This is a genomic window from Microbacterium aurantiacum, from assembly GCF_031625015.1.
Taxonomy (GTDB): Bacteria; Actinomycetota; Actinomycetes; order Actinomycetales; family Microbacteriaceae; genus Microbacterium; species Microbacterium aurantiacum.
The window spans coordinates 44,129-57,291 of sequence record NZ_JAHWXH010000001.1; the positions used below are offsets into that span (position 1 = coordinate 44,129).

Annotated in this window: 12 protein-coding genes; 7 read left to right on the top strand and 5 right to left on the bottom strand. The window is 71.3% G+C overall.

Annotated elements, in window-relative coordinates; genetic code table 11:
* Positions 1–16: 16 nt before the first annotated feature.
* Entirely contained in the window at positions 17–1,972 is a 1,956-nt protein-coding gene (locus KZC50_RS00210) for a BglG family transcription antiterminator (RefSeq protein WP_310890167.1), read from the bottom strand.
* Positions 1,973–2,110: 138 nt separating this feature from the next.
* On the opposite strand from KZC50_RS00210, the gene KZC50_RS00215 reads away from it, so the two are divergent.
* The 7 genes from KZC50_RS00215 (at position 2,111) to KZC50_RS00245 (ending at position 8,576) form a co-directional block, all read left to right on the top strand.
* Positions 2,111–2,416 carry a PTS sugar transporter subunit IIB gene (locus KZC50_RS00215; protein WP_236968235.1) on the top strand — a complete coding sequence of 102 codons (306 nt, stop codon included), beginning with the start codon at positions 2,111–2,113 and terminating at the stop codon, positions 2,414–2,416.
* A gap of 67 nt (positions 2,417–2,483) precedes the next feature.
* On the top strand, positions 2,484–2,762 hold the full coding sequence (locus tag KZC50_RS00220) for an HPr family phosphocarrier protein (protein WP_053547757.1): 279 nt from the start codon (positions 2,484–2,486) through the stop codon (positions 2,760–2,762).
* Entirely contained in the window at positions 2,762–4,441 is a 1,680-nt protein-coding gene (ptsP, locus tag KZC50_RS00225; RefSeq protein ID WP_053547758.1) for a phosphoenolpyruvate--protein phosphotransferase, read from the top strand. Before KZC50_RS00220 ends, ptsP begins: the two co-directional genes overlap by 1 nt.
* Positions 4,438–6,000: a PTS mannitol transporter subunit IIBC gene (locus tag KZC50_RS00230; protein ID WP_310890168.1), complete on the top strand. Its 1,563-nt coding sequence runs from the start codon at positions 4,438–4,440 to the stop codon at positions 5,998–6,000. The genes ptsP and KZC50_RS00230 overlap by 4 nt, the downstream gene beginning before the upstream one ends.
* A gap of 141 nt (positions 6,001–6,141) precedes the next feature.
* Positions 6,142–6,582, top strand: a complete 441-nt coding sequence (locus KZC50_RS00235) for a PTS mannitol transporter subunit IIA (protein WP_236968231.1) — start codon at positions 6,142–6,144, stop codon at positions 6,580–6,582.
* On the top strand, positions 6,579–7,745 hold the full coding sequence (locus tag KZC50_RS00240) for a mannitol-1-phosphate 5-dehydrogenase (RefSeq protein WP_310890169.1): 1,167 nt from the start codon (positions 6,579–6,581) through the stop codon (positions 7,743–7,745). The genes KZC50_RS00235 and KZC50_RS00240 overlap by 4 nt, the downstream gene beginning before the upstream one ends.
* Positions 7,746–7,754: 9 nt before the next feature.
* Positions 7,755–8,576 (top strand): alpha/beta hydrolase, encoded by an 822-nt coding sequence (locus KZC50_RS00245; RefSeq protein ID WP_310890170.1) that lies wholly within the window; start codon positions 7,755–7,757, stop codon positions 8,574–8,576.
* A 397-nt stretch (positions 8,577–8,973) separates the two neighbouring features.
* Here KZC50_RS00245 and KZC50_RS00250 read toward each other — a convergent pair whose 3' ends face one another.
* The 4 genes from KZC50_RS00250 to KZC50_RS00265 form a co-directional block, all read right to left on the bottom strand.
* Complete coding sequence (locus KZC50_RS00250) at positions 8,974–9,933, bottom strand: hypothetical protein (protein ID WP_310890171.1); 960 nt, start codon at positions 9,931–9,933, stop codon at positions 8,974–8,976.
* Between the two features lie 374 nt (positions 9,934–10,307).
* Complete coding sequence (locus KZC50_RS00255; RefSeq protein ID WP_053548953.1) at positions 10,308–11,423, bottom strand: adenosine deaminase; 1,116 nt, start codon at positions 11,421–11,423, stop codon at positions 10,308–10,310.
* 50 nt (positions 11,424–11,473) lie between these two features.
* Positions 11,474–12,763: a thymidine phosphorylase gene (locus KZC50_RS00260; protein ID WP_310890172.1), complete on the bottom strand. Its 1,290-nt coding sequence runs from the start codon at positions 12,761–12,763 to the stop codon at positions 11,474–11,476.
* Complete coding sequence (locus tag KZC50_RS00265) at positions 12,760–13,161, bottom strand: cytidine deaminase (RefSeq protein WP_053548951.1); 402 nt, start codon at positions 13,159–13,161, stop codon at positions 12,760–12,762. Before KZC50_RS00265 ends, KZC50_RS00260 begins: the two co-directional genes overlap by 4 nt.
* Positions 13,162–13,163: the final 2 nt, after the last annotated feature.

The window sequence follows — 13,163 nt, forward strand, 5'->3', positions numbered from 1 at the left end:
GCCGCCCCGGGAGCGCTTACCCGTCGATGACGGCGACGAGCTCGTCCAGGAAACCGCCGAAATCGACCGCGCGGCGGACGATGCGCTGCACGCTGTCGCGCTCGGAGAACACCTCGACGAACTGCTCGAAGACCGTCTGGAACGCCTCGCGATCGGTCTCGGAGAAGGCGACGAGCGCCACGACCTGCACACGTCCGTCGCCCCACGGGATCGACGGGTCGGCGATCCCGATCGCGATCGCGGTGCGCGTCGCCGTCATCCCGATCGCGTGCGGGACCGCGAGCGCGTCGGTGAACGCCGTCGACGACAGTTCCTCGCGCTGGATCGTCCGCTCGATGTAGTCCTCGTCGATGACCCCCTGCGCGACGAGCGTCGCCCCGAGCCTTCGGATGACGGATGCCGCGTTCCCGGCGTCCTCGTGCGCGTCGGCGAAGCCGCGGACGAACGCGTCGGGAGAGAAGTAGCGCTCGAGCTCGGTGCGCAGGCGCGCGAGGCGACGGCCGCGGCGGACGCGGCCCGCCGCGGTCTGCACACGCTCCACGTCGGCATCCGTGAGGAAGGGCTGGATGCGCACGAACCGGTCCCCCGGCATCGGCGGATCGATCGTGGTCAGCACGAGATCGCTGTCGATCGCCACCCAGTCGGGGTCGACGCGGGTCTCGACACCGACGACCTCGATCGCCTGCCCGAGGGAGCGGTCGACGCTCGAACGCAGCAGCTCGTGCAGCTCGTAGTAGCCGGGGCAGACGATCGTCGCCGTCAGCAGCTGGTCGGCCCGGCGGCTGCGCTCGAGCCGACCGCCCACGTGCATGGCGATGTAGGCGATCTCGTCGTCCATCAGCGGGATGCCGAGCTGCTCGTGCAGGCCGTTGGCGATGAAGACCGCGACGTCGAAGATCATCGGATAGGTCGCCTTGAGCGAGCGGGTCAGGGGGTTCCGCGACCACGCCTGTTCGCGCGCCCGCAGGCGCAGGTTCTGCACGTGCAGGGCGAGGCGGAGGATGAAGTCCTCGTGGGCGATGTCGACGAGGAACTCCGCGGCCGCCTGCTGCACCACCGAGCGGACCGCGCGCTCTACCTCGGGCTCCACCCGGTCGCGGGCGCCCTCGCGGGCGGTGTCGAGATCCGATCCGCTGCCGGGCGCGCCGGGGGCGACGATGCGTGTGAGGACGAGGGTGGCCAGGTGCTGCTGATCGCCCGCGCCGAGCCGGACGCCGAGGTGCCGCTCGGCGAGCTCGGCCAGGATCCGCTCGACCTCCGCATGGGAGTCTCCGGATGCGGCTCCCGTACCCTCGAGGGCCCGCCCCTGGGCGACGCGATCGGCGGCGATCGCGATGTGCATGACGACATCCGCCATGCCGAGCTCGTTGACGAACCACCCGCGCTCGCCGAGGCGCGAGACGAGCTCGGTCTTGAACGGGCCGAAGGCGTTCTGGCCGACCGATTCCTCGCCGAGCGTGCGGCGCAGGGCCTGCAGGTCGAACGATCCGGCATCCATCTCGTCGTGGGCGAGCCGGCTCAGCAGCCGCCGCTGCGCCGCCTCGGTTCCGCGCAGGCGTGCCGTCGACGCCGAGCGTTCGAGCGTGAGCTCCGTGCCGCCGAGGAGCCCCCGGACACGCGCGAGATCGGCGTCGAGCGTGGCGGAACTGACGTGGAGGGCATCGGCGGTCTCGAACACGTCGACGCCGTCGGGGGTGTCCAGGAGCGCCCGCACGAGGCGGTGCAGGCGGTCCCGCGGCGTGCCGCTCTCGGTGCCCGCGCGCACCGCGATCCCGGCGTCCGGACCCGCCCGATAGCCGTGCGGACCCGACTCGACGGCGATGCCGGGGGCCACGCGCGCGTTCACCGCCGTGACGTAGGAGCGGATGCTGCGCGGGGTGACCCCGAGCGCGTCGGCGAGGGTCGCGGCGGTGGACCAGTCGCCGTCGCGGACGAGGAGGCTGAGCAACCGGTCCTGTCGCGCCCGTGTCACCGACTCACCCCCGCCCTCGTCTCGCGTCGATGCGTGCCAGTCAACCACGTCGGACACGCGCTTTCCGCCCCCGCGGAAGAAGGACTGGTTGTCCCGCTCCCAGCGTTCTCACAAGATGGGATCGAAGGAGGCGGGTCGATGAGGATCCTGATCGTCTGCGGTGCGGGTGCGTCCAGCACCTTCGTCGCGCAGCGCGTGCGACGTGCAGCGGATGAGCAGGGGCTGTCATGGTCCGCCTTCGCCGGCACCGAGCAGTCGTTCCCGATCGACGTCGATGCCGCCGATGTCGTCCTGCTCGGACCGCATCTCGCTCCCGCGCTGTCGCGTTTCGAGCGGGACTCGGCCGAGCGGAACATCCCGGTGGTCCTGCTGCCGGAAGACATCTTCACCGACCGGGACGGCACGCGGACCCTCGCGCTCGTCCAGGCCGCCGCCTCGCCCTGACACCCGCTCCACCCCGCCACACCCGCGTCACCCGCCAGACCCGCCGTACCGACAGAGAGGTCACCCCATGCCCCCGATCACCCGAACCGTGCGCGTCGGTTCGTCGCATGGGCTGCACGCCCGCCCCGCGAAGCTGTTCGCGCAGGCGGCGAAGGACGCCGGCATCCCCATCACCATCGCGAAGGATGCCGGATCCCCCGTGAACGCGGCCAGCATCCTCGGAGTGATCGCGCTCGGCATCGAGCACGGCGACTACGTCACCCTCACGGCCGAGGGCGACACGGCGGAGAAGACCATCGACACGCTCAGCGAACTGCTGACCACCGACCACGACGCGGAGGCATGATGACGGAGATCAGAGGAGTCGGAATCGGGCTCGGAGTCGCCCAGGGGCCCGTGGCCCGCATGGCAGAACCGCTGCCCGCACCGCTGGACGAGCCGAGCGCCCTCACCCCCGACGAGGAGACCGCGCGCGTGACGGATGCCGTCGCCGCCGTCGCCCGCGAGTTGGAGGAGCGCGGGGCGCAGGCCGGCGGCGCCGCGCGCGACGTGCTCGAAGCGCAGGCGATGATGGCCGAGGACCCGACCCTCGCCGACGAGGTCGGCACCCGCATCCGCGCGGGGAAGACCGGCGAGTTCGCCGTCCACGATGCCTTCGCGTCCTTCCGGGAGCAGCTCACCGCCCTCGGCGGGTACCTCGGCGAGCGCGCTGCCGACCTCGACGACGTGGCGCAGCGGGTGATCGCGCGGCTGCGCGGCGTCGCCGCTCCCGGCGTGCCCGACCCCGGGCATCCGTTCGTCCTGGTCGCCAAGGACCTCGCCCCCGCCGACACCGCGCTGCTCGACCTCGACAAGGTCCTCGCGCTCGTCACCACCGAGGGCGGGCCGACCTCGCACACGGCGATCCTCGCGCGGGAGAAGTCGATCGTCGCGATCGTCGGCGCGGGTGCGGCGAAGGACCTCGTGGACGGCGAGACGGTCATCGTCGACGCCGCCAAGGGCGTCGTGACCACCGACCCCACCGACGAGGAGCGGGCCCAGGCGCAGCACCGGGCCGACGCCCGCGCGTCCGCGGCATCCGCTCCGATCACCGACGGCGCCCTCGCCGACGGGACCGCGGTGCCGCTGCTGGCGAACCTCGGGAACCCGGCCGCGGCGGCCGAGGCGGTCGCGCTCGGCGCGGAGGGCGTGGGCCTGTTCCGCACCGAGTTCCTCTTCCTCTCGTCCGCGCAGGCCCCGACCGTCGAGCAGCAGCGCGAGGCGTACACGCAGCTGCTGCAGGCCTTCCCCGGTAAAAAGGTGGTCGTCCGGGTGCTCGATGCCGGCGCCGACAAGCCCCTCCCCTTCCTCAACGACGCGCACGAGGAGAACCCCGCGCTGGGCCTCCGGGGCCTGCGCGCCCTCCGCGCGAGCGAGGACATCCTCCGCGAGCAGCTGACGGCTCTCGCCGAGGCGGACGCCGCGACGGATGCCGACCTCTGGGTGATGGCGCCGATGGTGTCCACGGTCGAGGAGACGGAGTACTTCACCGCCGTCGCGCGGGAGTACGGAGTGAAGACCGCGGGCGTCATGGTGGAGGTGCCCTCCTCGGCGCTCCTGGCCGACCACATCCTCGCGTCGGCCGACTTCGCCTCCATCGGCACGAACGACCTCACCCAGTACACCCTCGCCGCCGACCGCCTCCTCGGCTCGGTCGCGTCGTTCCAGGACCCCTGGCACCCCGCCGTCCTCCGCCTCATCCGCGAGGTCGGGCGGGCCGGTGCCGAACGCGGCAAGCCCGTCGGCATCTGCGGCGAGGCCGCCGCCGACCCGCTGCTCGCGGTGGTCCTGGTGGGGCTCGGCGCGACCTCCCTGTCGATGGCCCCCACCGCTCTCGCCGACGTTCGGGCGACCCTGCTCGAGCACACCCTCGACGATGCCCGAGTCATCGCCGACGCCACCCTCGCCGCGACGGACGCGGCGACCGCACGAGCCGCGGCGATGACCGCCGCGGCGAGGACCCACCAGAAGGAGACACAGCAATGACAACGGCGTCCGCACCCACGACGGGCGGATCCAAGGCGCAGGTGCACGTCCAGCGCTTCGGAACCTTCCTCTCCGGCATGATCATGCCGAACATCCCCGCGCTCATCGCATGGGGCATCTTCACGGCGTTCTTCATCGACGTGGGCTGGACGCCCAACGCCGACCTCGCCACCATCGTCGGTCCCTTCATCCACTACCTGCTGCCGATCCTCATCGCCTACACGGGCGGCACGATGGTCTACGGCATCCGCGGTGGCGTCGTCGGATCGATCGCGACGATGGGCGCCATCGCCGGGTCCGACCTCATCGTGGCGAACATCAACGCCGCGCTCCCGGAGGGCGCGTCCGAGCTCGGTCAGGTCCACATGTTCATCGGCGCGATGATCCTGGGACCCCTCGGCGCCTGGACGATGAAGAAGATCGACTCCATCTGGGAGGGCAAGATCAAGGCGGGCTTCGAGATGCTCGTCAACATGTTCTCGGCCGGCATCTGGGGCTTCGTGATGGCCGTCGTCGGCTTCTACCCCGTCGCATGGGTGGTCAACGGCATCATGCAGGCCCTCAGCACCGCGGTGAACTGGCTGGTGGAGATGAACCTCCTGCCGCTGACCAGCATCATCATCGAGCCGGCGAAGGTGTTCTTCCTGAACAACGCCATCAACCACGGTGTGCTGACCCCGCTCGGCGTCACCCAGGCCGCCGAGACCGGTTCCTCGATCCTGTTCCTCCTCGAGGCCAACCCCGGCCCCGGTGTGGGCTTGCTGCTGGCGTTCACCATCTTCGGTCTGGGTGCTGCGCGCGCCTCGGCTCCCGGAGCCGCGGTGATCCAGTTCTTCGGCGGCATCCACGAGGTGTACTTCCCGTACGCCCTCATGAAGCCGGTCCTGATCGTCGCCCTGATCGCCGGTGGTATGACCGGTGTCACCACCAACATGCTCCTCGGCGGCGCCCTCCGTGCACCCGCCGCACCCGGCAGCATCATCGCCGTCATGCTGCAGACGGCTCAGGGGGCGTACTTCGCGGTGATCCTCTCCGTCGTCCTCTCGGCGACGGTGACGTTCGTCATCTCCGCCGTGATCCTCCGGGCCTCCCGCAAGCGCGACCTCGAGTCGATGGCGGCCACGGACGACGCGTTCGGCGCGGCCATCACCCAGACCGAGGCGGCCAAGGGGAAGTCCTCCGACCACCTCGGCGGCCTCCGCGGCGGCGCGGCGACCGGGGCAGGCGGAGCGGCGGGAGCCGCGGCCACCGCCACCGAGCGGGAGGTGAAGAACATCGTCTTCGCCTGCGACGCCGGGATGGGATCGTCGGCGATGGGCGCGAGCGTCCTCCGCAACAAGTTCAAGAAGGCAGGCGTCGAGAACGTCACAGTCGTCAACAAAGCGATCGCGAGCCTCGACTCCTCCGCCGACCTCGTGATCACGCAGAACCAGCTCACCGACCGGGCCCGGCAGCAGACGCCGGACGCGATCCACATCTCGGTGGACAACTTCATGAACTCCCCGAAGTACGACGAGGTCGTAGACCTCGTCCGTGCACAGCACGAGGATGGGGTGTAGGCATCCCCGCGGCCGCGGGGTCGGGCAGGCGTGATGCCCCCGGCCCCGCGGCTTTTCCGGACACCGGATGCCGCGGCATCCGTTCGGGAGATCATCCGACACGCAGGAATCGAGCATCCGCTCGCGACGAAAGGCGACGACATGGCACGTGACGTTCTCGGCACCGGACAGGTGCGCATCCACTCCGGCAGCGCGACCCGCGAGGAGGCGATGCGCGAAGCCGCCGACATCCTCCAGTCGGTCGGCGCCGTCACCGGCGCCTACTTCGACGCCATGCAGCAGCGCGAGGAGACCGTGTCAACCTACATGGGCAACGAGCTCGCCATCCCCCACGGCACGAATGAGACGAAGGACGCCATCCTCGAGTCGGCCCTGTCGGTCGTCCGCTACGACGGCGGCGTGGACTGGGGCGGAGAGCACGTGAGCTTCGTCGTCGGCATCGCCGGCAAGGGCGACGAGCACCTCGAGATCCTCTCGCAGATCGCCATCCTGTTCTCCGAGGAGGACGAGGTCGCCAAGCTCAAGGCCGCGCAGACCCCCGAAGAGCTCTACGCGCTCGTCTCGGCGGCGGGCGTCGGATGAAGGCCGTCCACTTCGGCGCCGGCAACATCGGTCGCGGCTTCGTCGGCCTCCTCCTCCACGAGGGCGGGTACGAGCTGGTCTTCTCGGACGTCGCGGCGCCGCTCGTCGATGCGATCAACGCCGTCGACCGCTACACGGTGCGCGAGGTGGGTCCGGGAGGTGTCGACACTGTCGTCACGGGGTTCCGCGCGATCAACTCGGCCGAGAACGCCGAAGAGCTGATCGACGAGATCGCGGGCGCGAACGTGGTCACCACCGCCGTCGGCCCGACCGTGCTGCGCTTCGTCGCGCCGCACATCGTCGCGGGGCTCGCGCTGCGTGACCCCTCGTCGCCGCCGCTGCAGATCATGGCGTGCGAGAACGCGATCAACGCCACCGACGTCCTCCGGGAGGAGATGAAGGTCGCCGCGGGCGGCGCGTGGGACGCACTCGAGGGCCGCGCCGTGTTCGCCAACACCGCGGTGGATCGCATCGTCCCCGCCCAGCCCGAGGGCGGCGGAGTCGACGTCACCGTCGAGCCGTTCTTCGAGTGGGCGATCGAGCGGGGGCCCTTCGGCGTCGAGCCGCCGGTCATCCCCCGGGCGCACTTCGTCGACGACCTCGCGCCGTACATCGAGCGGAAGCTCTTCACGGTGAACACCGGGCACGCCACCGCCGCCTACTTCGGTGCCGCCGCGGGATCCGACACGATCGCCGCGGCGCTCGCCGACGACACCATCGCCGGACGCGTGGATGCCGCGCTCCGCGAAACGTCGGCGCTGCTGGCGGTCAAGCACGGGCTCGACGCCGAGGAGCTCGCGGGCTACCGCGCGACGATCCTCGATCGGTTCCGCAACGACGTCCTCCCGGACACGGTGTGGCGCGTCGGACGTCAGCCGCTGCGGAAACTCTCCCGGCACGAGCGGTTCATCGGTCCCGCCGCGCAGGCGATCGAGCGTGGGCTCGGCGTGGACGGGCTCCTCGACGCGATCTCGGCGGCGCTCGCGTTCGACGACGACGAAGACGCCCAGTCCGTCGACCTCCAGCGGATGCTGCGCACCCAGGATGCGGCATCCGTCACCGCGGAGGTGACCGGACTGGAAGCCGACCATCCCCTGTTCGCGCGGGTCGAGGCGGTCGTCGCGGCGCGGCAGCGGGACCTCGGAGCAGGTGCCGACGCGTAGCCTGGAGGGGTGAACTCCGCACCGGATGAGACCCCTGGCGCTGGATTGACGGGCGGCGCCGACGCGTCGGCCAACGCGTCAGCGCGGAAGACGCCGCGTCGCCGCGGGTTGCGCGTCCTGTGGTGGATCCTCGGGTCGATCGGGGCGCTGATCGTCGCGGCCGTCGTGGCGTTCCTCGTCTGGGCGAATGTGGGGGTCATGGCTGCGGAGCCGGAGGCTCTCGCCGCGGTCGAGTCCGACCCCGCCGTCACGCTGACCGACGAAGGGTCCGCGTGGGTGCTCGCGCCCGCCGAGGGCGGGTCCGACACCGGGCTGGTGTTCATCCCCGGCGCGAAGGTCGAAGCCGACGCGTACGCGGCGACGCTCGTCGGGGCGGTGCAGGACGGCGCGACCGTCGTCATCACCAAGCCGACCCTGAACCTCGCGTTCTTCGATCTCCGGCCGCTGTCCGACTTCACCGCCCTGGCTCCGGACGTCTCGGTGTGGGCTGTCGGCGGGCACTCGCTCGGCGGTGTGCGCGCGTGCCAGCTGGCCGAGGACGCCGATGCGCTGGTGCTCTTCGCGAGCTACTGCGCGAACGACCTGTCGGCATCGGACCTGCCGGTGCTCAGCATCGCGGGCAGCGAGGACGGCCTGTCCACGCCCGAGAAGATCGCCGAATCGGCACCCCTCCTCCCGGCCGACACAGAGTTCGTCGAGATCGACGGCGGCAACCACGCCGGGTTCGGCGCGTACGGCCCGCAGGCGGGCGACAACCCCGCGACGATCTCCGACGAACAGATCCGCGCCGATATCACCGCCGCCCTCGCCCCGTTCCTCCTCGCCCTGTAACCGGGCCCGGCCCGGCCGGGTGCTCGCACCGGGGCGCGGGCGGGCCCCGAGCGGGCCGCGGGCCGAACTCCTCCGATCCGGCGCCGAAATAGCGGATCCCGCCCAGCTCATCCCCCGACCCCGCAGATCTGAGGAGTTCGGTACAGCTCCCCCCGGGTTGCCCGGCCACGACGCGGCGTCGTCCCCGACGCGGCGCGGCCACCAGGCGGCGCGGCCACGGTCGCGGCCTCACGCCGCCGGCGCGGCCCCGCGCGGGCGCCGCGTACCGAACTCCTCCGATCCGTCGCCGGAACGGCGGATCCGCCCCTCCCGCGACCTGCCGACCGCAGATCTGAGGAGTTGGGTACGCCCCAGCGCTAGGCCCGGGTCGTCCCGCGGCGAGTTCCGGAAGGCGCTCTCACGCCGCCGGCGCCGCCGCCCGACGTACCGAACTCCTCCGATCCGACACCGAAACGCGGGATGCAGCCCTCCGCGCGCGCCCGCCGCGCAAATCTGAGGAGTTGGGTACGCGCCCGCGACCGACCCCGCCCGTCGCGACAATGTCCCGCAGCTGCCCGAACACGTCGTCGGCGTGGAACAGCACGTCTTCCGCCAGCGGACGAATCGTGGTGAAACCCAGCGCAGCGGTAGCCAGGTCGCGACGCCGGTCTCTGCGTTGCTGGTCCCAGCCGGCATGGTGCGCCTCGCTGTCGCACTCGATGATCAGCCATCCGTCGACGATGAAATCAACGCGGCCGACGCCCCGGATCTCGACCTGCACGTCGACGGTGCACCCGAGCATCCGCAGCATGAGGCGCACGAGGGTCTCCGGGCCCGACTCGCACCGACCGTCGATGAGTCCGCGGATTGAACGGAACCGCACCGGAAGTCGCGCGAACACCTCGCCGAGACCGTCGTCGTCGATGAGCCCGAGATGCAGCGCGCTGTCGAGAGTCGCGATCGCCGAGCGCGTCGGCTGACATCGGCACGCCTGCGCCAGGGCTTCGACGATCGGCACGCACAGATCGCTGTCGGCCGCCTCCGAGTCGCGCCAATGCCGACAACTCGCCGGACCGGGCGCGGGGAGGCGGCTCGCGCCCGGCGTGATCTGGATATGCGAACCGGACCCGTGGTGCACGAAGACCCCGAGCAGGGCGAGGAGGGACACGCAGTCGAGGCGGCCGCCGAGCCGTACGGCCTCCGTGATCGCCGCGGGTGTGTCGAAGGCGACGTACTGACCTCGCCGCACTCTCAGTAGACCGCCGGTCGCGACGATGTGCGCCAGCGAGCGACGGGAGATGCCTTCGGCACGCAGTTCCGCCGTCGTCCACAGACGCGGCGCGGAACGCTGAGCAGAAGCGGGCTGTGGGGTGCGCATGAGGTCACCTTGGCCGCCCGTGCGCACGCGGCAGCCGTCGTCACGGCGATGTGTGGAGAGTCCGCCGGACTCCGGCGCTGGGGAGGAGCCGCGGCGGGCCGTACCGGACTCCTCAGATCCACGCGCCGATCGGCCGGAAACACGCCCCTCGGACGCCGCCGGGCCGGGTCGGAGGAGTTCGGCCCGCGGCAGGCGGGCGTCCGGGGCTGACGCCGCACCGGAAGCCCACCCGCGGGTGCCGCCTGCCGGGCGAGCCGAACTCCTCAGACCCGGGCCGAACCTGCGCGAAAACGGCTCGGGCGGGCGGAACCGGGCCGGATCGGAGGAGTTACGCCCGCCCGAGCGGACCGGACCCGACCCGACCCAAACCCGGGTCAGGCCTCGAAGCCCTCGGCGATCAGCTCGATGAGCTCCTCGCGCTCCTCGACGGCGAGGAAGGCCCCGGCGGCGGCGTTCAGCTGGAAGGCCTCGAGGTCGTCCAGTCCGTAGTCGAACGTCGCGGCGAGGAGCGCGAGCTCCCGCGTCAGAGACGTGCGGCTCATCGTGCGGTTGTCGACGTTGACCGTCACGGCGAAGCCGAGCTGGTACAGGAAGTCGAACGGGTGGTCCTCCATCGTCGTGCCCCAACGCTCGATGGCGCCGGTCTGCAGGTTGGACGACGGCGACAGCTCGAGCGGGATCTCGCGGTCGCGCACCCAGCGGGCGAGGTCGCCGAACTGCACGAGCACCTCTTCGCCCTCTCGGGAGATGACCTCGAGGTCCTCGGCCAGACGCACACCATGGCCGAGACGCAGCGCGCGCCCGTCGATGAGGGCCGAGCGGATCGAGTCCAGACCCGCCGCCTCACCGGCGTGCACGGTCACCGGGAAGAACTGCGCGGCGAGGTAGTCGAACGCCGCGCGGTGCTTCGACGGCGGGAACCCGTCCTCCGGGCCGGCGATGTCGAATCCGACGGCGCCCCGCTCGCGCCAGTCCACCGCGAGCTTGGCGATCTCGAGCGATCGGTCGGTGTGCCGCATCGCGGTGATGAGCTGCCCTACACGGATGTCGTGCCCTCGACTGTCGGCGAGGTCCTCGCCCTCCTCGATGCCCTCCTGCACTGCGTCGACGACCTCTTCCAGCGACAGCCCGCCGGCGAGGTGCTGCTCGGGCGCCCACCGGACCTCGCCGTAGATGACGCCGTCGGCGGCGAGATCCTCGACGAACTCCCGCGCCACGCGGGTGAGTCCCTCACGGGTCTGCATCACCGCGGTGGTGAGGTCGAAGGTCTTCAGGTACTCGACGAGCGATCCGGAGTCGCTCTTCTCGGCGAACCAGTCGCCGAGCGCGTCGGCGTCGTCCTCGGGCACGTCGACACCGGCGGCGTCGGCGAGTTCGAGGATCGTCGCCGGGCGGAGCGCGCCGTCGAGGTGATCGTGAAGCGAGATCTTGGGCAGTCCGCGAACGGAGAGCCCCTCGATGACGGTGTCGCCGTGCTGGTCGATCGACATGGTGTGTCTCCTGGAGGTGGGGGCTTGGGGGGATCGTGGATGCCGGAGCGTCAGGCCGTGATGCGCTCGAGGACGAGCGGGGCGGCCGGGGGCTGCTGCCCGCCGATCTCCCACGCGCCCTCGAGGGCGTCCAGTGCCCGCTCGAAGCGGGAGTCATCGTGCCCGAGCAAGGTGAACAGGGGCTGACCGGCGGTGACCGTGTCTCCCGGCTTGACGTGCAGGTCGATTCCCGCAGCGTGCAGGACCGGGTCCTCCGCGCGGGCGCGACCGGCTCCGAGCCGCCATGCCGCGATGCCGAAAGGCAGCGCGTCGAGACGCGACAGGATGCCGGCGGTCGGCGCCGCGATCGTGTGCGCCTCGCGGGGGGTGGGGAGAGCGGCATCCGGGTCGCCGTCCTGCGCGCGGATCATCGCGCGCCAGACGTCCATGGCGCGTCCGTCCTTCAGCGCTGCCTCGACGTCGGCATCCGGCTGCCCGGCGAGGGCCAGCATCTCCCGCGCCAGCGCGACGGTGAGCTCGACCACGTCGGCCGGCCCGCCGCCGGCGAGCACCTCGACGGACTCGCGCACCTCGTTGGCGTTTCCGATCGTGAGCCCCAGCGGGGTGTTCATGTCGGTGAGGAGGGCCGTGGTAGACACCCCGGAGTCCTCTCCCAGCGCAACCATCGTGCGGGCGAGCTCGCGGGCCCGGTCGACGTCCTGCATGAACGCGCCCGAGCCGAACTTCACGTCGAGGACGAGCGCGTCGGTGCCCTCGGCGATCTTCTTCGACATGATGCTGGACGCGATGAGCGGGATCGCCTCGACGGTGCCGGTGACATCCCGCAGCGCGTACAGGCGCTTGTCGGCGGGCGCGAGCCCGGAGCCTGCGGCGCAGATGACCGCGCCGGGATCGCCGAGCTGCGCCAGCATCTCCTCGTTCGACAGCGCCGCGCGCCATCCGGGGATCGACTCGAGCTTGTCGAGCGTTCCCCCGGTGTGTCCGAGCCCGCGGCCCGACAGCTGCGGCACCGCCACGCCGAACGCGGCGACGAGCGGCGCGAGCGGCAGCGTGATCTTGTCGCCGACGCCGCCGGTCGAGTGCTTGTCGACCGTGGGCTTGCCGAGCGAGGCGAAGCTCATCCGCTCCCCGGAGGCGATCATCGCGTCGGTGAGGACCCGGATCTCGGACCGCTCCATGCCGTTCAGCAGGATCGCCATGGCGAACGCGGCCATCTGCGAGTCCGCGACGTATCCGCGCGTGTACGCGTCGACCATCCACCGCAGCGCATCGTCGGGGACGGTGCCCCCGTCGCGCTTGATGCGGATGACGTCGACGGCGTCGAAGGGCTCGACGCTCATCGGCCCGCCTCCTCGAGATCTCGGGGCCCGAACGCGTCGGGAAGGACTTCATCGATGGTGCGGATGCCGGAGACGGTCTCGAGCAGCATCCCGGGCAGGGCGAATTCGTACAGCAGCTGACGGCAGCGCCCGCACGGCATGATCGTGTCGCCGTGACCGTTGACGCACACGAAGGCGACGAGCTGGCCGCCTCCGGACATCTGCAGGTCGCTGACCAGGCCGCACTCGGCGCAGAGGCCCACGCCGTAGGACGCGTTCTCGACGTTGCAGCCGGTCACGATCCTCCCGTCGGAGACGAGGGCCGCGGCCCCCACCTTGTAGCGCGAGTAGGGCGCGTAGGCGCGCTCCATGGCGTCGGTGGCGGCTGCGCGCAGCTCGTCCCAGTGGATGTCGGTCACAC